The sequence below is a fragment of the Methylosoma difficile genome (assembly GCF_054657615.1).
The window spans coordinates 98,674-117,604 of the sequence record NZ_BAAHYJ010000004.1; the positions used below are offsets into that span (position 1 = coordinate 98,674).

General features: G+C 44.9%; 23 protein-coding genes. 6 read left to right on the forward strand and 17 right to left on the reverse strand.

The window, feature by feature from the left end; genetic code table 11:
• Positions 1 to 190: 190 nt before the first annotated feature.
• Positions 191 to 937, forward strand: a complete 747-nt coding sequence (locus ACYQ1O_RS12100) for a Crp/Fnr family transcriptional regulator (RefSeq protein WP_459991997.1) — start codon at positions 191 to 193, stop codon at positions 935 to 937.
• A gap of 45 nt (positions 938 to 982) precedes the next feature.
• Here ACYQ1O_RS12100 and ACYQ1O_RS12105 read toward each other — a convergent pair whose 3' ends face one another.
• From ACYQ1O_RS12105 to ACYQ1O_RS12130, 6 genes are all read right to left on the reverse strand, one after another.
• Positions 983 to 1,303 (reverse strand): hypothetical protein, encoded by a 321-nt coding sequence (locus tag ACYQ1O_RS12105; RefSeq protein ID WP_459991998.1) that lies wholly within the window; start codon positions 1,301 to 1,303, stop codon positions 983 to 985.
• Between the two features lie 238 nt (positions 1,304 to 1,541).
• On the reverse strand, positions 1,542 to 1,952 hold the full coding sequence (locus tag ACYQ1O_RS12110; RefSeq protein ID WP_459991999.1) for a hypothetical protein: 411 nt from the start codon (positions 1,950 to 1,952) through the stop codon (positions 1,542 to 1,544).
• A gap of 169 nt (positions 1,953 to 2,121) precedes the next feature.
• Complete coding sequence (locus ACYQ1O_RS12115) at positions 2,122 to 2,562, reverse strand: hypothetical protein (RefSeq protein WP_459992000.1); 441 nt, start codon at positions 2,560 to 2,562, stop codon at positions 2,122 to 2,124.
• 281 nt (positions 2,563 to 2,843) lie between these two features.
• Entirely contained in the window at positions 2,844 to 3,593 is a 750-nt protein-coding gene (locus ACYQ1O_RS12120) for a S1 family peptidase (protein WP_459992001.1), read from the reverse strand.
• 146 nt (positions 3,594 to 3,739) lie between these two features.
• Entirely contained in the window at positions 3,740 to 4,414 is a 675-nt protein-coding gene (locus ACYQ1O_RS12125) for a hypothetical protein (protein WP_459992002.1), read from the reverse strand.
• 162 nt (positions 4,415 to 4,576) lie between these two features.
• Entirely contained in the window at positions 4,577 to 5,008 is a 432-nt protein-coding gene (locus tag ACYQ1O_RS12130; RefSeq protein ID WP_459992003.1) for a HEPN family nuclease, read from the reverse strand.
• 241 nt (positions 5,009 to 5,249) lie between these two features.
• Here ACYQ1O_RS12130 and ACYQ1O_RS12135 point away from each other — a divergent pair, with 241 nt between their 5' ends.
• Complete coding sequence (locus ACYQ1O_RS12135) at positions 5,250 to 5,483, forward strand: hypothetical protein (protein WP_459992005.1); 234 nt, start codon at positions 5,250 to 5,252, stop codon at positions 5,481 to 5,483.
• On the opposite strand, the gene ACYQ1O_RS12140 is transcribed toward ACYQ1O_RS12135, so the two are convergent.
• From ACYQ1O_RS12140 to ACYQ1O_RS12150, 3 genes are all read right to left on the reverse strand, one after another.
• Entirely contained in the window at positions 5,480 to 5,755 is a 276-nt protein-coding gene (locus ACYQ1O_RS12140; RefSeq protein WP_459992006.1) for a hypothetical protein, read from the reverse strand. The two genes, ACYQ1O_RS12135 and ACYQ1O_RS12140, sit on opposite strands and share 4 nt — an antisense overlap.
• 259 nt (positions 5,756 to 6,014) lie before the next feature.
• Positions 6,015 to 6,383: a GIY-YIG nuclease family protein gene (locus ACYQ1O_RS12145; protein WP_459992008.1), complete on the reverse strand. Its 369-nt coding sequence runs from the start codon at positions 6,381 to 6,383 to the stop codon at positions 6,015 to 6,017.
• 711 nt (positions 6,384 to 7,094) lie between these two features.
• A complete protein-coding gene (locus tag ACYQ1O_RS12150; protein WP_459992009.1) occupies positions 7,095 to 8,198 on the reverse strand; it encodes a hypothetical protein in 1,104 nt (367 codons plus the stop codon).
• Positions 8,199 to 8,385: 187 nt separating this feature from the next.
• On the opposite strand from ACYQ1O_RS12150, the gene ACYQ1O_RS12155 reads away from it, so the two are divergent.
• Positions 8,386 to 9,378, forward strand: a complete 993-nt coding sequence (locus ACYQ1O_RS12155) for an integron integrase (protein WP_459992011.1) — start codon at positions 8,386 to 8,388, stop codon at positions 9,376 to 9,378.
• 204 nt (positions 9,379 to 9,582) lie between these two features.
• Positions 9,583 to 10,875, forward strand: a complete 1,293-nt coding sequence (locus ACYQ1O_RS12160) for a flavohemoglobin expression-modulating QEGLA motif protein (protein WP_459992012.1) — start codon at positions 9,583 to 9,585, stop codon at positions 10,873 to 10,875.
• Between the two features lie 76 nt (positions 10,876 to 10,951).
• Here the strand turns inward: ACYQ1O_RS12160 and ACYQ1O_RS12165 are convergent, their stop codons facing one another.
• From ACYQ1O_RS12165 to ACYQ1O_RS12175, 3 genes are read right to left on the reverse strand one after another with little or no spacing between them, the layout of a single operon-like run.
• On the reverse strand, positions 10,952 to 11,767 hold the full coding sequence (locus ACYQ1O_RS12165) for a sterol desaturase family protein (RefSeq protein ID WP_459992014.1): 816 nt from the start codon (positions 11,765 to 11,767) through the stop codon (positions 10,952 to 10,954).
• Between the two features lie 43 nt (positions 11,768 to 11,810).
• Entirely contained in the window at positions 11,811 to 12,272 is a 462-nt protein-coding gene (locus ACYQ1O_RS12170; RefSeq protein ID WP_459992016.1) for a PAS domain-containing protein, read from the reverse strand.
• 43 nt (positions 12,273 to 12,315) lie between these two features.
• Positions 12,316 to 12,801: an SRPBCC family protein gene (locus ACYQ1O_RS12175; protein WP_459992018.1), complete on the reverse strand. Its 486-nt coding sequence runs from the start codon at positions 12,799 to 12,801 to the stop codon at positions 12,316 to 12,318.
• A 238-nt stretch (positions 12,802 to 13,039) separates the two neighbouring features.
• On the opposite strand from ACYQ1O_RS12175, the gene msrA reads away from it, so the two are divergent.
• Positions 13,040 to 13,645 carry a peptide-methionine (S)-S-oxide reductase MsrA gene (gene msrA / locus ACYQ1O_RS12180; protein ID WP_459992020.1) on the forward strand — a complete coding sequence of 202 codons (606 nt, stop codon included), beginning with the start codon at positions 13,040 to 13,042 and terminating at the stop codon, positions 13,643 to 13,645.
• Positions 13,646 to 13,659: 14 nt separating this feature from the next.
• A complete protein-coding gene (locus tag ACYQ1O_RS12185) occupies positions 13,660 to 14,196 on the forward strand; it encodes a glutathione peroxidase (protein WP_459992022.1) in 537 nt (178 codons plus the stop codon).
• On the opposite strand, the gene ACYQ1O_RS12190 is transcribed toward ACYQ1O_RS12185, so the two are convergent.
• The 5 genes from ACYQ1O_RS12190 to ACYQ1O_RS12210 all read right to left on the reverse strand — a co-directional run bounded on the left by ACYQ1O_RS12190 (position 14,174) and on the right by ACYQ1O_RS12210 (position 18,930).
• Positions 14,174 to 16,363 carry an O-linked N-acetylglucosamine transferase family protein gene (locus ACYQ1O_RS12190; protein ID WP_459992024.1) on the reverse strand — a complete coding sequence of 730 codons (2,190 nt, stop codon included), beginning with the start codon at positions 16,361 to 16,363 and terminating at the stop codon, positions 14,174 to 14,176. The two genes, ACYQ1O_RS12185 and ACYQ1O_RS12190, sit on opposite strands and share 23 nt — an antisense overlap.
• Positions 16,364 to 16,384: 21 nt before the next feature.
• Complete coding sequence (gene mtnC, locus ACYQ1O_RS12195) at positions 16,385 to 17,071, reverse strand: acireductone synthase (protein ID WP_459992026.1); 687 nt, start codon at positions 17,069 to 17,071, stop codon at positions 16,385 to 16,387.
• Positions 17,068 to 17,628 (reverse strand): 1,2-dihydroxy-3-keto-5-methylthiopentene dioxygenase, encoded by a 561-nt coding sequence (locus ACYQ1O_RS12200; RefSeq protein ID WP_459992028.1) that lies wholly within the window; start codon positions 17,626 to 17,628, stop codon positions 17,068 to 17,070. The genes mtnC and ACYQ1O_RS12200 overlap by 4 nt, the downstream gene beginning before the upstream one ends.
• The gene (locus ACYQ1O_RS12205; RefSeq protein WP_459992030.1) at positions 17,625 to 18,242 is read right to left on the reverse strand and encodes a methylthioribulose 1-phosphate dehydratase; all 618 of its coding nucleotides are present in this window, start codon (positions 18,240 to 18,242) and stop codon (positions 17,625 to 17,627) included. Before ACYQ1O_RS12205 ends, ACYQ1O_RS12200 begins: the two co-directional genes overlap by 4 nt.
• Positions 18,243 to 18,324: 82 nt before the next feature.
• Positions 18,325 to 18,930: a Uma2 family endonuclease gene (locus ACYQ1O_RS12210; RefSeq protein ID WP_459992032.1), complete on the reverse strand. Its 606-nt coding sequence runs from the start codon at positions 18,928 to 18,930 to the stop codon at positions 18,325 to 18,327.
• Position 18,931: the final 1 nt, after the last annotated feature.

Genomic DNA, 18,931 nt, shown 5'->3' on the forward strand with positions numbered 1-18,931 from the left:
GGGGGAACGCCCCCAGCATCCAAAAACGATGACTTCACATCATCCCTATTTTGGATACCATGTTATAAAGGACTGGGTAAGAATAGACTTTGGTTATCGGTCAGTGAGGGATTCCATAAACTGCCAAACTCTATTTTCTTTATTTTGCCTTTACTCGGGTTTACCAGCTTTACTCTCCAGAGACAAAAGAATGGCCAACAAACCGTCAGTACCACAACAGCATAACCCTAGACAAAATCACCTGCTCGCTGCGCTGCCCGAAGCTATTTATGAACGCGTTTCCTTGAACTTAGAGCAAGTCGCAATGCCGCTGGGCAATGTCATTTACGAATCCGGCGGGCAATTGCAACATGTTTACTTCCCAACCACCGCCATTGTTTCCCTGAACTATGTCATGGAAAACGGCGCATCAGCGGAAATAGCCGGTGTGGGTAATGAAGGCATCGTGGGCATACCCCTGTTTATGGGCGGCAACACAACCCCTAATTTGGCAACCGTTTATACCGGAGGCTATGGTTACAGGCTCAAGGCCCGATTAATGATGGACGAATTCAACCTCGCCGGCCCGATGATGCGTTTGCTATTGCGCTACACCCAAGCCTTAATGACACAAATGTCGCAAACGGCAGTCTGCAACCGACACCATTCGGTGGAACAACAACTGTGCCGCTGGCTGTTATTGACATTGGATAGATTAACCACAAACGAACTGACCATCACCCAAGAATTGATCGCCAACATGCTCGGCGTTCGCCGGGAAGGCATTACCGAAGCCGCCGGAAATTTACAGAAAGCAGGCCTAATAAGTTATCGACGTGGACACATCACAGTACTGGACAGAAGCGGTTTGGAATTCCGCTCCTGCGAATGCTACGACGTGGTAAAAAAAGAATTCCACCGCTTATTGAACAATACGCCTCAGAAAATTGAGAATTAAAACGCTGAATAGCAGAAGAATTGGCTGATACGCCTAAGTGTAAAACTAGGGCTTGAGAACGCCATGATGGCTAAGAAGCTTGATGAGCAACTCAATACGTTTTTCAGACTTGTAAAGCCTAGCCGTCAATGCCGCCATTGGTGAAATAAGCCCAACAGAAACCAAAATTTGCTCATTTACGTTAAGTGAAATACTGGCAAACAATTGGTTAATAGCCCAAATGAACAAGAATAACGCTAACGATTCATACCACCCAGAACGTGGCTTGGCGGCAAGGCCATCAAGCTGTTCTTTAAGCTTGCGGGTACGCTCTGATTGGGCAAACAAATATTCTGGACTTTCATTAGCGTTATTAGGATCATTCATTTTGAATACCCAAACGTTACGGTAGATGGTTGTTGATAGCGAAAGGACGTATTGTAGTAGGTTGGGGTAAGGAACAAAACATCACAGTAGGGTGTATAAGCGAAGCGCCATACACCGAATTGTGAATAGACAAATATCCATATAGGGTCAATTCATTTAAGAAATGAATGACGGAGCGGTAAATCTGTTTGCAGTGATTGCAATCCCGACGCGGTGTATGACGCTTCGCTTATACACCCTACGCGCTTTGGGCATTGTATTGTTGTGTTCTTGCATCAATGTCAGCAGCTATAACTTTTTCAAGTTCAGGCCTGTCAAAAGCATCAGACAAAACGACAAGAGAACATGTAAAAGACATTGAAATTAAAGATAATTGAAAAACGCGTATTAAAATTCTATTCCAACCAAGTTCTACCCCTTTTTTTAATCTCAAATAATCAAATACAACTATTGTGCAAATTTTAGATACTTCAAGACAATAGGTTGCGACCCACGGAATAAGCGAATTATTTACAAGTTGCTTGATGATTTCATATTGAAGAATACAAGACGCTGTTCCAGCACATAACCCCGCACTTACATAGAATGTAACAAAGAAATACCAAAGGGCTTTATGTTGGTTCCAGTATGTAGAGACGTTCGGAATCATTCTTGTTCTCTTTAGGTATTCAAAGGTAATTCGCAAATGGCATGTGTTTTTTGCCCAACGTTACGGTAAGGGGCGCGCCGCTAACTGAGCTGAAACGAAGCCGCCGAACCTTGATTAAAAACTGATTTTCAAAACCGCCAACGGGCGGCTCGTCCCTTTGACTGGATTGTTAGAATTGAACATAACGCCTCATAAGATACTCACCTTCTATCTCAAGATTAAAACCATAGCTTTGATACCAAGAGACTAATTTTTCACGTGAAATTGAATTTTTAGTTTTTTTTTGAGGGATGGCATCTAATTCTAAAATTACATTATATTTATCGGCTAACTCACATAGCTTGCTTAAAATTAAACTTCCTGTACCAATATTCTGTTCATAAATAAACAAATATGTGATTCTAATTGCTGGAGAATCGGTATTATTGAAGCCTTGCAAAGCCATACAGCCAACATCATTGCAACCAATTTTTATAATATTCGGATGTTTACTATCAAAATGATATGAATGATTCTCGTCGATTTTTTCGGTATAAAATTCCTGCTTAAACTCATTAAAAAATTTATTTTCATTCATTGAATAACTAAATAATTTATTTACAAAATTCATTGTTTATCTCTTTGTGCTCAACAAACTTTTCAATAAGAACCTGTATAAAGATGGAATTTACAATACTATTGAAATCGTTTCATGTTTGTTTTTCATTTAGTGGTTCCAAAGAGATATGAGTGAGTCTAACGTTACGGTAAGGGGCGCGCCGCTAGCGAAAGCGAAACGAAGCCACTTACTTTTGATAAAAAAACAAACTGCAAAACCGCCAACGGGCGGCGCGTCCCTTTAACCGACTTGTTGGGCTTGACAATAACCTTGAAGGCTAAACTGCAAACAACCTATGTTTCGAAACCCCGTTTCGACTCTGAATAATTTTCTGATTGGATATCAGGCACTTCTAACTCTGTTAAAAACCTTTTTATATCCAGCGCTCTGTGAAAGAGGCCTAGCTCTATAATACGACTGACTATTTCAGAAAATTGAACCTCATTATCTAATACCTCAGTTTTTGAATACAGTTGAATGCTTTGTTCTAAATTCCCATAGACCATTCCAAAAACTGCACGAAACGTTCTATCTACAAGCGGTGCGCCAGAGAAGCCACTATGGGTTGGGAACGAAATTTCGCAGATAGAAGGTGATTTATTACTCTGCGTCTCCAAAATTCTGACTACATTTCCATAGAAAGTCCTCGAAGCGACTTGGAAGTTTTTACCACCACCTATCGTAGGAATTACACCATCGTCGTGAAAGCCTACGGCATAAACTCTTGCACCAGTTGGTAGTGGATGTTCGTAAAGCGGAAGTGAAGCAAACGGCGGCGGCTGAGGAGGCTGGAGTACTGCGAAATCATATTTGGGATGAACAATGGCACTTGTAAATATAGCCCACATTTCCTGATGATCCCATGCCGTAAGTATAACTTCTTTAGAGAAATCGACTGCTTCTACAACGTGTTTGCAAGTACAAACTCTCCCGTTAATAATTGTTGCTGAGCCTATAAAACCTGACAGTTCGGCTTGCCCAGTTTTGTTGCGTGTTCCTTTGAACAAGGCTACTGCAAATTGGTATGAATGGACATTGCTCAAATGATATACCTTTCTTAAGCCCAACGTTACGGTAAGGGGCGCGCCGCTAACGAAAGCGAAACGAAGCCACCAAACCTTGATAAAAAAACAAAACTTCAAAACCGCCAACGGGCGGCGCGTCCCTTTGACTGACTTGTTGGGCTAAGCTATTGCAACCCCTTGTATCTTTTCCTAAAAACGTCAATATCAAAAAAAAACCTTATGCTGCCACTGAAGTATTCCTTTGTAACGGAATCAGGCAATTTATCAATGGTTTCCGTTACCATTTTATAAGCTGTATTTTGACACCATAAACAAAATTCTTGTGTTTCAATGAGTTCTATCCAGCTAACAAAATGTTTTGGTTTTTCAAGAATTTTCTTTTGAAAAAAGTTGTTGAGAAACTTTGGGTATCCTTCTATGAAGTTTTCATCAGTGTACTTAATTAATTCTTCAGGTTTTAAATGAGCCAGTGAATTTCTAATGCAAATAAGTGTTTTAAAATCTTGGTATGGCTGTTCTGATGTTTTCCATTTTGTAAAATACTTAAATTTTTTTTCTAGTGACTCTCGTTCTTGTTCGGAGATTATAAGTTTCTCTAATAACTCAATCTCATTAGGCTTTAAGTAGTTATTTACTGGGCGATCACCTATTCCATAACATATAGGATTTGTTTTTACATACTTATACAGGCCTATAAAGTCATGTATAAATGCTTCCAAAGCAGTAGCACAAAGCAATGCACATACAACCCCTTGAGATTCCTTAGTAGCTTCGAATGTTCGATGAAAGATGGCGGGATAATGATAAGGTAAAAATTTTTGAGCTATTTTATTTTCCATAGTTAATTGTTTTAGCTATTTGAGAAATCCAATTCTTAGATTTTGATGCCCAACGTTTGAGCTAACCGGACCATTGTGGTGTGACGGTATTTGGCCCAGAATGAAATGGCGGGCCAAATACCGGCACGCCGCAATGTGTCAGGTTGAGCGAATGGTTAGGCGTCATTTATTTTGAAGGTGTTCTGCCAGAATCTCGACGAATGATTTCAGCTCATTCAGCTTTACAGTTGCTTTGAATCCGCTCTTGTCATGAAAGTGGAATGCGATCACTTCACCGTCTTCCGGTTCAGGACGGAACCGGAAGTGAGCCACCGAGTTTCGAAGTCTGCATACTAAGCCTCGCAGATTGTGTGGGTCTTCATCCGGCTTGGTGGCAGTGCCGAATTCAGTTATTGACGATGGATCAATTCCCCATTTGTGGAGTTGTTCGATTGGATCCTTGGGGATTGATGCAAGGCATGCCTCCTTTGGGACAATGAGCAATCCGAGTAGGCAATTGAGCAGCAGAGTTGCATCATATGGTCCTCCGTAGGTCTGGACTAACGCCAGACTTCGCTCAATGAACGCACGTTCAAAATCTGAGTTGTAGGACATGTGCCTCGACCTGTATTGGATGACGCCTAACGTTACGGTAAGGGGCGCACCGCTTGATGAACTTTAGCGAAGCCATTTACCTTGATTAAAAGATTGAATTTTAAAACCGCCAACGGGCGGTGCGTCCCTTTGACCGACTTGTTGGGCTGATAAGTACGACCAGCCACGCAAGATGCAAGAAACGATTTAAACCAGCAACCCCGACTGGACAAGCGGGGAAACAACTCAAAAGGTAATGCCAATGCAACAAGATACAGAGACAGAACAAAGTAACACTTCCACAAAAAAACGTGTTTTAACAATTGAGATAACTTCAAGTGGTGATGTTGAAGAGCCATACAACGCTCTACCATTACTTAATGAATTATTTTATTTTATGTTGGTTAAAAAAGAATTTTACCATTGCCCAACTGTTTTTCATGGAAAGAGTAGGATAGTAATACAAACTTCAACACCTTTTAAAATCGAATACTAACTCCATTCATGGATTGACACACATTCCGAAATAGACTCATTATCAATGAATTTAATATAAGTAATTGTTTTATCTTGACAAAAGTGCATATCATCAATTAAGGACTTTCTTTTTACTTCTGATTGGTCTTTTAAGATATTTTCTGATTTCCCGGAATCAACGGCAAAAGGCTTGTGATTTTGGCAAGTAAATATTTTAACCTTGCCATTGTTTACCAACTCGAAAGTGGCTTGAGAATGACAAAGAGGGCAAGGTTGTGTTTGAGGTTGCATGATTTATCTCAGTGTGATTATAGAAATTTGTTGCCCAACGTTACGGTAAGGGGCGCACCGCTTGATGAACTTTAGCGAAGCCACTTACCTTGATTAAAACCGATTTTCAAAACCGCCAACGGGCGGTGCGTCCCTTTGACCGACTTGTTGGGCTTTTTGATTACAACCGACAAAGGAAACTTAACCAAGCCGAACGCCATGACGCTGGCGCAAGGCTTAAATTAAAAATTAGGTACTGATATGGCATTATTTAAAGCGATTATTTTAAGCGGGAATTCAGAGGAGGCTGAAATGCCGAAATCAATTCTTGTTCGATTGCGTCACGCTCTTCTTGTTTTCCTATGTTTTTTGCGTGTATGTGAGCCATACCTAGAGACACAGCCTTATCCCACTGAACGTGGTTAGAAAACCTTTCACTAAATGATGATGCTTGGCCTATATACAAAGGAACCCATTTTCCAGTGGATTTATTTAGATAAGTAAAAATGTATATGCCCGAAGCATCATTCCACTTTGAATCTTTGGGATAAATATTAAATTCATGATTTAACCAATTTGCTTTTTTCTGACGTTCGGTTATTTGGTTCAATTGGGATTGAAGTTCGTTTAATTTATCTTGAATGGACATAGTTAAGTCATGTTTTATTGAAAAACCAAGCGCATGAGATAGTGCGCCCAACGTTTGAGCTAACCGGACCGCCGCAGCGTGACGACGGCTGGGCCAGAATGAAATGGAGGCCCGGACGGCGGCATGCTGTGGTGGGTCCGGTTGAGCGAAGTGTTAGGCCGCGGCCGGGCAGGGCTTACTGGCTGACCTGAGAGCAACTGACCGCAAGCCTGCCATAAAACGCGCCAATAAAGAACCAAAAACCTGCGGGCCTTGAGTAAGGCGAGCGAGCCAATGGCTTGACCAAACGTGTTGCTGGCAGATGAACTGATAGCGGAAACCGGCACGGCCAAAGACGCATGCGGAACGTTTGACCCGAAACCCGCCTGCGAGCAAAGCCTAGAAATGAAGTGCTGGGCTACGTGCCTGTTGGCAAGCGCTGAGCCAGGAGCGAGCCGAGCGAAAATAGAGCGCTGACCACGAACTGCAACGAACTGGCTCAAGCCGACGCGAGAGGCAGTTGCCGAAAAGGCCAAAACGCTGCGGTGAGCGACGCGCGGTATTCGCATGGTTTGTGACAGCTGCGGCCTAACGTTACGGTAAGGCGACCGCCGCTCACTGAGCTTAAGCGAAGCGACTTACCTTGATTAAAAACTGATTTTCAAAACCGCCACTGGGCGGTGGGTCGCTTTGACTGAATTGTTATAAATTGTGTCAATAGGCGGAATAAAACTACACTTTTTGATTAAATGATTTTGATATTTGATTATTTATTTCAATAAAATTTTGATTTAAAACATCTTCATAGACAGATTTTAATTTAGTTTTTATTTCATCACTTTGCTCAGTTAAAGCCTGTTGTATTTCCATTTCAAATTCTTGTCGATGAAAGTGTTCATCAACTTTGATACTAATTTCGTCAACTGCAACCCATGCAAATAATCCAGCGGCGGCACCACAAAGTAACGCCGCAGGCCCCGCTGGCGCACAAGCAAGAGTACCTGCCCCAGCAGCTACGAGGCCACCACCTCCTTTTTTGATAAGTAACTTAGCAAGCAAGGCCGCGGCTACTTGGAAAGTTTTTTTTGCAAGTAATTTTGTTGCTAAAACTTTAAGAGCAAATCCAGCAATTGCTATTCCGGCAAATTTTATTGCGGAATGTTGTGCAATAGATTCTGGCGTTATTGAAAATGCTTTTTTGAAAGATTCGCTTAAATCAATTTTTGATTTGATTGGTGTGTTTTTTTTGACTGTTACCTTATGATTTACAAGGAACTCACCTATTTGCTGTGCAGCATAGACTTTAGCTTGCTGAATTTGATCGCTTGAAATTTGATCCATTTCTTGCTGAAAAGCGTTCAATTTATAATCAAAGGCTGTTGGTTGATAAATTATTTCTTGCATTTTATCAATCAAAAATGCGTTCCCATCACCTTTTATTGACTCATAAGTTCTTGCGTAGTCTCCTGACAAAGAATAATACCAATCTGAATAATTTTTTATATTTTTGCTTGTTTCAAGAAAAATAGAGTCCACTCTCTGATTAATTGTGTTGTTTAGATTTGATATGGCATTTTGTTTTAGCTCGCTTAACTTTAAATTTGTTTTGTTTTGCAATTCTTTAACATCTTCTTCCCTTATAGTTACTGTCTCTTTCCCTATAAGTATCTCTACTACGGACTTAACCTCTGCTGGTTGGGGTTTCGGGGTATCATCCAACACCACCGAAGTTTGTGCTGTTTCCTCTGACGATTTCTGTTCCTTTATTTCTGAATAAACCACTACAAAAGCAAGAATTAATATTACTGAAAGAAAACCTTTCCAAAAATCACTCATAATAACTTTGCCCCGTGTCCAATTTAATGTGGTTTGTTAGTAAATGCCAAAATCTCGTATTTATAACGTAAAGTAGACATCCTAATTGACGCAAAACATTACGTCTTTTATTTGTCTATATTTTTTTAAAAAAGTAAAATATCTTCTATTTCAAAATTTTGTGAAAATTTAGCACATCCTAAAATAAATGCAATACCCTTCAAACGTTTTATTAGCGCAACCACCTAAACTACTAGACCAAGTGCGGGCAAAAATACGGCTTAAGCATTACAGCATCCGTACCGAGCAGGCTTATACGGATTGGATTAGACGGTTTATTCTGCATTTTGGCAAGCGGCATCCGCGTGAGATGGGCGCGGCGGAGGTGGAGCAATTTTTGTCGCATTTGGCGGTGGTGGGGCAGGTGTCGGCTTCTACGCAGAATCAGGCGCGTTCGGCGTTGTTGTTTTTGTATAAAGAGGTTTTGGGGATTGAATTGCCATGGCTGGAAAATGTTGAGCTGGCAAAAACAGGCAAGCGTTTACCTGTGGTGCTGACCCGAGAGGAGGTGCAGGCGATTTTGTCGCGGCTGACGGGTACGCATTGGTTGGTTGGCAGTTTGTTGTATGGCACAGGTATGCGGATTTTGGAATGCTTGCGGTTGCGGGTTCAGGATGTGGATATGGCGCGGCGGGAAATTTTGATCCGTGATGCCAAAGGCCATAAAGATCGGGTGACCATGTTGCCCAGTTCTTTGGTGAAGCCTTTGCAAGCGCATTTGGAAAAAGTGAAGGCGTTGCACGACAGTGATTTGGCGCAGGGCTTTGGCGCGGTGTATTTGCCGTTTGCTTTGGAACGCAAATACCCGAACGGTGCCAAGGAATGGCTGTGGCAATATGTGTTTCCATCAGCAAAATTATCTGCTGATCCGCGCTCTAATGCGGTTCGCCGCCATCATCTCCAAGAGCAAGGCATCCAGCGGGCGGTCAAACAAGCGGTGCGGGATGCGGGGTTGACCAAGCGGGCAAGCCCGCACACTTTTCGGCATTCGTTCGCCACGCATTTGTTGGAAGGCGGCTATGACATTCGCACGGTACAGGAGTTGTTGGGGCATTCTGATGTCCAGATAACGATGATTTACACGCATGTGCTGAACAAGGGTGGTAAGGGTGTGACCAGCCCGTTGGATTTGCTGGCTTAGGTAGTTTTTCAATCATCAAAAAAAACAATCAGTTAAGCCCCAATCGTTTAAGCTACTGATTGTTGCCAGCTAATTAACAGCTTAGCCGGTATTGTTAAAAAATATCTGTTTTCTTCCTACAAACTGTTGATATACTGCAATTAAGTCAGTTTAGCTGATGCCCGCCCCCTGTTCTTCCGAACCCCACATAACCAACGGATGATTATGAATAACAAAATCGCCAAACCATCAACTTATTTAAACGAGGTCAAAGCCCTTTCGGATAGGATTGTCAAAGCCCAGCAACCCATCCGCATTCTCGATTCCATAAAATGGGATGACAACATTAAGCAAACCTTTTTGGAAAACAAATGTAAAAAGCTGCCGGATGTGACGGCGGAATATTACACACAACGTCCGTTAGGGTTTGACCCTGCCGACAAAAAGCAAGAGTTCCACCAAATTGAGCGCGATTTGGCGCGCAAACTGGGGCAGTTAAATCCGCTGAGTGTGATTATGCGGCGCATTTGCCGTGAATATCAGGACGTGGTCGATATGTTGGTTGCCCGTGGCACACCGGAATTTTCCAATATCTCGCAAGCCTTGTATGGTTCGTCGCAAGACGTTTTCCACGTTGGCGACCCTTCCATTGCCGAATTGGGCAGCATGATGGAAGGCACGTTATCGCAATTGGTGCAATTGGATTTTTTAAGCGAAGAACCGAAAACCATCAATGCCAAAGATGCGGTCGCCATTTTGAATGAGCGTATCGAAAAGGTCTTCCCTGGCGGCGGCTTGCGGGCCATGATCTCCGACGGTATTGTCTCCGACGCCGCCGCCGGTACCGATTACGTTAAGCTGCGCGCCGATGCGATGTTTAACATGCGCGATATTCGCGTGCTGGAAGTGCATGAAATTTGGGTTCATTTAGGTACAACGCTGAACGGTATGTCGCAACCCTACTGCACGTTTCTGGGTAAAGGGCCGCCATCGTCCACCGTTACCCAAGAAGGTTTGGCGGTGCTGATGGAAATCTTAACTTTCAGCTCCACGCCCAACCGCTTGATGCGTCTGATTAACCGCGTACGCGCCATTACCCTCATCGAACAAGGTGCCGATTTTATGGACATTTTTGCCTTTTTTAGGGCAAAAGGCTTGGACGATGAAGAATGCTACACCTTAACCAGCCGCGTGTTCCGAGGCAGCAGCGCCAATGGCATGCCGTTTACGAAAGACCTGACCTATATCAAAGGTTTTGTGCTGACCTATAACTTCATGCGCCTTGCCGTACACAAAGGCCGTCCCGACCGCATCCCTTTGCTGTTCTGCGGCAAAACCATGATTGAAGACATGAAAGTCCTGTTCGACTTGGTGGAAGAAGGCACGGTGCAAGCACCGGTGTTTTTGCCGCCGCAGTTCTCGGACATGATGGGCTTGTCCGCCTGGATGAGCTTCAGCCGGTTTATGACCTCGCTCAACTTCCGTCAATTGGAACAAGATTACGCCAATATTTTGTAAGCACTCCAAGACCTTTCAGGCTTTATGCCCGAAAGGTCTTATCCGCCCTACCCTTTTCAACCCAACTGCCCGCCCCTCACTTCCTACCCCTAGGCACCAAACGCAATATCCGTTTCACATGCCGTTCGGTGATGAACGCCAAGAAAAACAGCTGGAGGAAGTTTTCGGCTTCGATAAAATCCAGGCCGATTTTTTCTGGCACCAATTCTTTGCGTGTACCTAGCAACCTATCCCAGAATGACAACACGATGCCGTAGTTGGAGTCGTGTTCGCTGCGTAGCGAGGAATGATGGACGCGGTGCAGCGCGGGGGTGATGAACACTTGCGAAACCAGGTCTTCATTTTTGACGTGCAGGTTGGCGTGGTGGAAAAAGATGAAGAACAGCTGCAAGGTTTCAATGGTCAGCACCACATTGGCTTCAACGCCGATGATGATGACGAACGCACATTTGTAGATAATTTCCAAACATAAGTCGAACACGTGAAAACGGAAACCGGTGGTGACGTTAAAGCTTTTGTCGCTGTGGTGGACTTTATGGAAGCGCCATAAAAAATAATTTTTGTGGCTGGCGTAATGCCAAACGTAAATGGCGAAATCAAACAGTAAAAACGATAGCAGCATTTTTAAAAAGCCGCTGTCCATGCCGCTTAAAATGCCGTGTGTGGAAAATTGTTGGGCAACAAAAAACAGCGACGATACCCGCAATAGGGTGAGTATGACGTTGTTGAACAAAAATGCGGTGGTATTGGTAAGGAATGATTCTTTGTTGATTTTTTGGTTAAAGCGGCGGTAAGGCTTTATTTTTTCCATCACCACCAACGCCAAGAAAGCCGTCATTGCCAAGCCGAACAAAATTTCGTTAAAAAGCAGGCTGTTAGTTTGTGCTTCCATGGTGTTTACCTTCTATGACGCAGGTGGTTTGAAAGTGGTTTAGCTAATCATCGCCGTTGGATAAGGCCAGTAGCATATTGTTGAGCGCTTCTATTTCGTCGTTGGCCTTCACTTTGTAGGTGATGTCGTATTGCACGCCCAAGTAATACATCACGTGGCCTTTGCGGTCCAACAAGGGTGTGATTTTTAAATGGTTGTAAAACAATTCGCCGTCTTTGCGGTAATTGCGCAGAGTGACTTCTACGGGCTGGTGGTTTTTGACGGCTTCGGCGATTTCATAGCGTTCTTTTTGCTCGCGGTCCGGGCCTTGTAAAAAACGGCAGTTTTTACCAATGATGTCGGCTTGCGAATAGCCCGTGAGTGTCTCGAAAGCTTTATTGGCGTAAACAATCGGCGCGTCTTCCAAATCGGGGTCAGCCAAGGTGACGCCGTTAACACATTCATCCAAAATGGCGGTTAAGATTTTGGGTATCAATCCCATATCCTTTTCTACAACAAAGCTCATGGTTTACTCCTTAAAGTGACGGCTGTTTGACTGGCAAGCAGTGTTAATGGGCTTGCACACAAGGTTCGGCAAGCAGTCTTTTGATATTTTCCACAGTGTTTTCCGCCCCCTCTTCAATAGCGGAACGGATCAGTTTTTCAAAGGGGCGCATAAACAGTTCCAATTCCAACAATTCAAAACAAAAGGTCAGCAAGGTTTGTTCGTCGCTGGGTTGGTTTTCTAGGCTGTAGATATTGCGGTAAGGTTCGTCCAGCCCTTTAAAAACAAGCTGCGTGGTGTTGAAATCGGTAATTTCAAAAACCGATGCTTGGGTTTGCCCTTGGTCAAGGCGGATTTGTTTGGCTTTGGCTCCTACAAACACGTGTTCGCCATCTAAGGGTTCAAACTCGACCACTTCCAAAGCCCACTTGGGGTAGTTGACAAAAAACTTTTCACCGACAAACTCAAAGACTTGTCGAGCCGGCTTGTTGATTTGCACGCTAGCTTGACCGATCACAGGTTTGCTAGGATCAAAAGGTAATTTCATCATTAAGCCCCCTCTCTAAATGAAGATTAGTCAATGCTTGCAACCAATCGTTAAATAGAGTGTATCCGGTCAGTATCAATTAGCAAGTTGGCTAACAAGCTTGTGATACGGAATTTTTTATAAATAAATCTTTTTGACTGTTTCTCTTAAAGAACTAGACTGAGTACCTAAACGACAAAAAAAGCGCAAAAAATTGCTGGCATGAAAGCCCAATTCCGACAACCCACAGCAGGTTTTTAAAATGCACAAATTATTATTGATGCTGTTATGGCTGGTTAGCCTTCCCCTTTGCGCCGAACCGCAGAATGCGCAAAGCCCGCCGCAGCGCGCCAAAGCCACTTTTTCTGGCGGTTGTTTTTGGTGTATGGAAAAGCCGTTCGACCCGCTGAAAGGCGTATTGGAAACGGTGTCAGGCTACACCGGCGGTTTTGTGGAAAACCCTAGCTACGAAGCGGTGTCCAGCGGTTCGACAGGCCATGTTGAAGCGCTGCAAATCACGTACGACCCCAATAAAATCAGCTACCAACAATTGCTGGACGTGTATTGGCGCAATATTGACCCCACCAACGACAAAGGCCAGTTTTGCGACAAAGGCGCACAATACCGCGCCAAAATCTTTTACCATGACGAAGGTCAAAAACGCTTGGCGGAACAATCCAAAGCGGGGCTAGAAAAGGACAAACCTTTCAGCGGCCCTGTCACCACGACGATTGAGGCGTTTAAAGTGTTTTATCCCGCCGAAGATTATCACCAAAATTACTACCAAAAAAATCCGTTAATGTATAAGTTCTATCGCTACACCTGTGGACGCGACCAGCGTTTGCACGAGCTTTGGGGCAAACCTTAAATTGGGAGATCACCATGTATCAATTCGTTTTTCTACTGGCAATGGCGGCTACGCCCATCTTGGCAAACGCAGCGGACTGCCCTGAGTTGCTGAATTTCAGCATGACACGCCTGCGCTCGACAGAAACCATTAATTTCTGCCAAGCCTATAAAAATAAAGTGGTTTTAGCGGTCAACACCGCCAGCAATTGCGGTTATACACCGCAGTTTGAAGGCTTGGAGAAGTTGTATCAAAAATACAAAGATGCCGGCTTGGTGGTCTTAGGTTTTCCATCTGCCGACTTTAAGCAAGAATTTGCCGATGCCGAAAAGACCGCCACCGTTTGTTTTGTCAATTACGGCGTGACTTTCCCGATGTTCACCACCGGTCCGGTCACCGGCGCTGATGCCAACGCTTTTTTTAAGCAGTTAAGCAAACTGGGCGGCTCTGAACCCAAGTGGAATTTCCATAAGTACTTAATCAACCGCAAAGGCGATAAAGTCAGCGCCTATGGCAGCGCGACGACGCCGGCGCAGTTGGAAGAGGTGATTACGAAGCTGTTGGCGGAATAGCAAAACTGCTAGGCGGCTGCCCGTTTTGGTAGTTTTGCCAAGCCTGTTGATAGGCCGACTCAAGATGGCGGCAAAACAAATCGGTTTTAAACAGCGGGTAAGTGTGTCGGTTTTGCGCCAGTTTTGCGCGGATGTCAGCCAGCAAAAGGGGCGTGGTCGCCAGTTTAATAGCTGTTGCCTGGTAATCGGCAAGATTGTCGGTGACCAGCTCCGGCAATCCTAACGCCCGCAACAGGCTGCCCGCCATGCGTGCCGCAAACGCCTGCCCCGAACAAGTCAGCACGGGTACGCCCATCCACAAGGCATCGCTGACCGTTGTGCCGCCATTAAACGGCAAGGTGTCCAAAAACAAATCCGCTAGCGGATAATTCGCCAAATAATGTTGATAAGGCACTTTTTGGGTAAAGATTAAACGCGCTTCTTCCACACCCTGCCGTTGCGCTTCGCGCACCAAGTTATCCCTCACTTGCGGATTACCCGCAAACAACCACAACACGCTATGGGGTACGGCTTTTAATATAGCCATCCAAACCCGAAAAAATGTCGGCGTGAATTTATAGCTGTTATTAAAACTGCATAAGACCAAAGCCTGTTCCGGTAATCCTAACGCTGCGCGGGTGGGGATTTGTGGGGGAATAAAGCGTTTGCGGTCATTCACCTGAAAACAATCGGGCAGGTAAATGATTTTTTCTTGGTAATACTGTTGGAAATCGTGGGGAATAATATAAGTATCCGCCAAAATATAATCGATATACTCCGCCGACATTGAACCCGGATAACCTAAATAATTAATTTGAATGGGCGCAGGCCGATAACTAAAAATAGCAGTCCGGTTATTGGCGGTAAACCCCATTAAATCTACAGCAATATCAATTTCCAAATCGACCATCAATTGCGCGACTTCACTATCGCTTTTGTCAGCCACTTCGATAAATTGGCTGAATGCATTTTTAACCCGTTGCCCCAAATCGGTTTTCGAAGCAGGCCGTAAGGCAATGGCAATCACTTCAAAGCGATTCTTGTCGTGCAGTTCAAACAATTCCACCATTAAAATCGACAAGGCGTGTTCGCGAAAATCGGCGGACACATAGGCAATGCGGATTTTATTTGATGGTCGCGGCGATGCTTTCCGCACCAAGGGAATTTGAGCGGGATAATATTTTTGGGAAAACGTTAACGCGCATTGTTGTTGCGCTTGCGCAGAGTCGGTCACTGCCAGAAAAGACAAAGGCTTATATCCATCAACCCCTTGCATGACCGCGTTGACCATTTGCTGCTGGGTGATGGGGTAGTCGGTCCAATCGCAACAATATTGCCGTGAATAAAACAAATTGCCCAGCGCGTCACTTAAATTTGGCTTTATTTCCAGCGCCTTTTGATAACAATCGATAGCGCCCAACAGATTTTTTTGCAGCCTTAAGACATGCCCTAAATTGCAGTAGGCATCGGCAGAATGGGGGTTTAAGGCAATGGCTTTTTGATAATTGAAAATGGCTTCGGGAAACTGGTTCAGTTTATTCAAAGCCGAAGCCAAGCCATTATAAGCATCGGCATAATCGGGCTGAAGGGAGATCGCCTTTTGATAATGGGCGACAGCCGCTTCCAATTGGTTGCTGTCTTTTAAAGCGGTAGCCAAATTACAATAAGCCACGGCATACTGGGGATTAAAAGTAATGGCTTTTTGATAATGGGCAATAGCAACCAGTAAATTATTTTGTTCTTTATAAACCACACCCAAATTATTATAAGCATCGGCAAAATCAGGTTTTAAGGCGATGGCTTTTTGGTAATGTCCGATAGCTGCGGCAGTATTGCGCTCGGCATTATAAATATTGGCAAGATTATTATGGCTGGCAAAGTTGCCGTTAATGGCTATCGATTGGGTGATTAAACGGATGGCTTCGGCATTATCACCGGTTTGATGCAGAATTAAACCCAAATAATGTAAGGCATCAAAATGCTTGGGTTGGGCTTGCAGCACTTGTTCATAAAGTGGCTTGGCCTGTAGCAGGCTGCCCATTTTATGGTGCTGCAACGCTTGCTGAAAAAGCGGATGCACATCAACGGCGGAAACAGGTTTACCGGTTTGTTTTTGACAGCAAACTTTGTGTTTTTTACCGCTGCCGCAAGGACAAGGATCGTTGCGACCAATTTTATGGGCTGCCATGGCCTGTCTTAACGGGTCGCTTTATAGAACCTGAGCCAAATCGGCTAGACTGGCAAAACTGCTGGCTTGTGGGTGGTCGGCAGTTTCCAGCAAGCCGTCACGGTTCAAGCCGATGGTTTTTAGCCCTGCCAATTTTGCCGCATCCAGTTCTTCTTTAATATCTGACAAAAACAGCAATTGTTCGGCAGGCAAGCCAATGGTGCTGGCGATGGCTTGGTAAGAAGCCGGTTCGCGTTTGCCGCCTATGTGGGTGTCGAAATACCCCGACAGCAAGGGTGTCAAATCGCCGTATTCGGTATGGGCGAACAGCAATTTTTGTGCTTGCACCGAACCCGAAGAATAAATATACAAAGCCAAGCCTTCTGCAACCCAAGCCCTTAACACCAAGGGTACATCAGCATAAAGATGACCGGTAAACGCACCTTGCTGATAGCCGTATTCCCAAACCAAACCTTGCAAAGATTTTAACGGGGTGATTTTTTGGTCGCTGTCTATCCAAGCGGTCAATTGTTCGAGGATTTGCGCCTGCGTCAGCTCCGTTCCCACCACTTGGCAAACATCGTCCAACAAGGCTTTGACCGCCGGATCATCGGCATGGTTTTGTACATAATCGGCTAGATGGGCGCGGGCATAGGGAAACAATACATCCTTAACAAACGACAGCGACGTGGTGGTGCCTTCAATATCGGTGATGACGGCTTTTATCATACGCGCTCAGCCACCGTCTGGTCGTAGGTTGGGAAATGTTGGGCAATATCGTTGCCGGTAAAATCCGCCACCCAGCCGTCAGGAGTGGTGAACAAACGAATGGCAACAAAATGTGGATGGCTACCCATATCAAACCAATGCGTGGTGTTTGCCGGCACGCTGATTAAATCGCCCTTTTCGCACAAAACAGCATAGACTTTGCCGTCAACATGCAGGTAAAACAAACCGCTGCCTTCGACGAAAAAACGCACTTCAAAATCGCTATGCGTGTGTTCGGAAAGAAATTTCTGCCGTAACTCGGCTTTGTTGGGATGATCCGGATTTAAGCTGATCACATCAACCGATTGGAAACCGTATTGCTGCATCAAGCGATCAATTGGCTCGGCGTAGGCTGCCAAAACAGCGGCTTCGTCGGCATCGGCAGCCAGCGGGCTGTTGGCGGTCCAGCGTTCGAACTGCACACCAATGCGATCCAACCAGCGCACAATGGCGTTAACATCGGTGACGCGCTCACCTTGTTCGGGATGCTGGTCGGGGTAAATCGTTAGCAAACTCATGGTTTGACTCCTTGTAAACGTAATTCGTAAGCGAACAAATGGTCGAGGGCTTCCAAGTAGCGCAAGGTTTCCGCCACCGACGCTGCCCAAGTGTACAAACCATGTCCGGCGATGATGTAAGCCAAAATCGGTGGATGTGAATCCATATAGGCTTCAACCTGTTGGGCAAGGCGCGGGATGTCTTGGTCATTGGCGAAAATCGGCACAGTCATGGAGGTTTCGTGCGTGCTGATGCCATGAAAAGCTTTCAGCAATTCGTAGCCAGCCAGAACAATTTCCTTTTCAAACAGTTTGGAGACCAAAATGGCATTGGGTGAATGCGGATGCAGCACCGCCTGTGCATTCGGGAAACGCCGGTAAATTGACGTATGCAGATGGGTTTCGGCAGACGGTTTTTTACCGTCCAAAGACTGGGCATCGGCATCAATCAGCATGATGTCGTCAAGCTGCAAATGGCCTTTGTGTTTGCCGGAAACGGTAATGGCAATCGTGCCATCGGGTAGGCGCGCGGAAAAATTGCCGCTGGTGGCGGGAACCCAGCCTTGGCGGTCGATAAAGCGCCCGGCATCAATCAATTGTTGGGCGAGGTTTTGGAAATTGTCGTTGTCGGTCATGTCACGGAATGGGCTGCTGCTGGGCGCGTAATAGTAACTGAAGTTTGGCTTGCCGCTAAGTTTTTAACGGGATAGCGGTAAACTATTCCGCAAACACATCCGCCAGATCAATCTGCAAATCGGGGAACAAAAACGGCGTTGCCAATCCGTCTTGCGCGTACATGCCGTGCAGTTGGTATTTTTGGCGGTCTTCGTTTAAGACAAATTGGTAAATGGAAGCTTCGTAGGGGTAGACCAGCCAATACTCCAGTACGCCATTTTCTTCGTATAAAGCAAACTTAGTGTGGGCATCGTGCTTGGAGTTGTTGGGCGAGACGATTTCTATCACCCAATCTGGCGCACCGCTACAACCTTGGATAGTGAGCTTGTCAGGATCGCAAATGACGCATAAGTCAGGCTGCACCACAGTGATGATGTCACGGTTGGCAAGTTGGGATTTGCGATGGTTGTAGAGGCTGACATCAAAGGGGGCGTTGAAGACCTCGCAGCGTTTACCATCCAAGTAATGATCTACGCAGCGTAATAATTTACGCGAAATCCGCTGATGCTTTAAATTCGGCGCAGGTGCCATCAAGCGAATCTTACCGCGTATCAGTTCGACGGTTTCTTCCAGTTGCCACGTCAAATAATCGGCGTAACTGTAGGTGGCGTCCAAATCTAATTGCGAAAGTTGGGTGATGGCGGTCATG

What these genes read in the sequence shown, in the direction of transcription:
- ACYQ1O_RS12100 (WP_459991997.1), top strand. Translation starts at nt 191, where the DNA reads ATGGCCAACAAACCGTCAGTACCACAACAGCATAACCCTAGACAAAAT.
- ACYQ1O_RS12105 (WP_459991998.1), bottom strand. Translation starts at nt 1,303, where the DNA reads ATGAATGATCCTAATAACGCTAATGAAAGTCCAGAATATTTGTTTGCC.
- ACYQ1O_RS12110 (WP_459991999.1), bottom strand. Translation starts at nt 1,952, where the DNA reads ATGATTCCGAACGTCTCTACATACTGGAACCAACATAAAGCCCTTTGG.
- ACYQ1O_RS12115 (WP_459992000.1), bottom strand. Translation starts at nt 2,562, where the DNA reads ATGAATTTTGTAAATAAATTATTTAGTTATTCAATGAATGAAAATAAA.
- ACYQ1O_RS12125 (WP_459992002.1), bottom strand. Translation starts at nt 4,414, where the DNA reads ATGGAAAATAAAATAGCTCAAAAATTTTTACCTTATCATTATCCCGCC.
- ACYQ1O_RS12130 (WP_459992003.1), bottom strand. Translation starts at nt 5,008, where the DNA reads ATGTCCTACAACTCAGATTTTGAACGTGCGTTCATTGAGCGAAGTCTG.
- ACYQ1O_RS12135 (WP_459992005.1), top strand. Translation starts at nt 5,250, where the DNA reads ATGCAACAAGATACAGAGACAGAACAAAGTAACACTTCCACAAAAAAA.
- ACYQ1O_RS12140 (WP_459992006.1), bottom strand. Translation starts at nt 5,755, where the DNA reads ATGCAACCTCAAACACAACCTTGCCCTCTTTGTCATTCTCAAGCCACT.
- ACYQ1O_RS12145 (WP_459992008.1), bottom strand. Translation starts at nt 6,383, where the DNA reads ATGTCCATTCAAGATAAATTAAACGAACTTCAATCCCAATTGAACCAA.
- ACYQ1O_RS12150 (WP_459992009.1), bottom strand. Translation starts at nt 8,198, where the DNA reads ATGAGTGATTTTTGGAAAGGTTTTCTTTCAGTAATATTAATTCTTGCT.
- ACYQ1O_RS12155 (WP_459992011.1), top strand. Translation starts at nt 8,386, where the DNA reads ATGCAATACCCTTCAAACGTTTTATTAGCGCAACCACCTAAACTACTA.
- ACYQ1O_RS12160 (WP_459992012.1), top strand. Translation starts at nt 9,583, where the DNA reads ATGAATAACAAAATCGCCAAACCATCAACTTATTTAAACGAGGTCAAA.
- ACYQ1O_RS12165 (WP_459992014.1), bottom strand. Translation starts at nt 11,767, where the DNA reads ATGGAAGCACAAACTAACAGCCTGCTTTTTAACGAAATTTTGTTCGGC.
- ACYQ1O_RS12170 (WP_459992016.1), bottom strand. Translation starts at nt 12,272, where the DNA reads ATGAGCTTTGTTGTAGAAAAGGATATGGGATTGATACCCAAAATCTTA.
- ACYQ1O_RS12175 (WP_459992018.1), bottom strand. Translation starts at nt 12,801, where the DNA reads ATGATGAAATTACCTTTTGATCCTAGCAAACCTGTGATCGGTCAAGCT.
- msrA (WP_459992020.1), top strand. Translation starts at nt 13,040, where the DNA reads ATGCACAAATTATTATTGATGCTGTTATGGCTGGTTAGCCTTCCCCTT.
- ACYQ1O_RS12185 (WP_459992022.1), top strand. Translation starts at nt 13,660, where the DNA reads ATGTATCAATTCGTTTTTCTACTGGCAATGGCGGCTACGCCCATCTTG.
- ACYQ1O_RS12190 (WP_459992024.1), bottom strand. Translation starts at nt 16,363, where the DNA reads ATGGCAGCCCATAAAATTGGTCGCAACGATCCTTGTCCTTGCGGCAGC.
- mtnC (WP_459992026.1), bottom strand. Translation starts at nt 17,071, where the DNA reads ATGATAAAAGCCGTCATCACCGATATTGAAGGCACCACCACGTCGCTG.
- ACYQ1O_RS12200 (WP_459992028.1), bottom strand. Translation starts at nt 17,628, where the DNA reads ATGAGTTTGCTAACGATTTACCCCGACCAGCATCCCGAACAAGGTGAG.
- ACYQ1O_RS12205 (WP_459992030.1), bottom strand. Translation starts at nt 18,242, where the DNA reads ATGACCGACAACGACAATTTCCAAAACCTCGCCCAACAATTGATTGAT.
- ACYQ1O_RS12210 (WP_459992032.1), bottom strand. Translation starts at nt 18,930, where the DNA reads ATGACCGCCATCACCCAACTTTCGCAATTAGATTTGGACGCCACCTAC.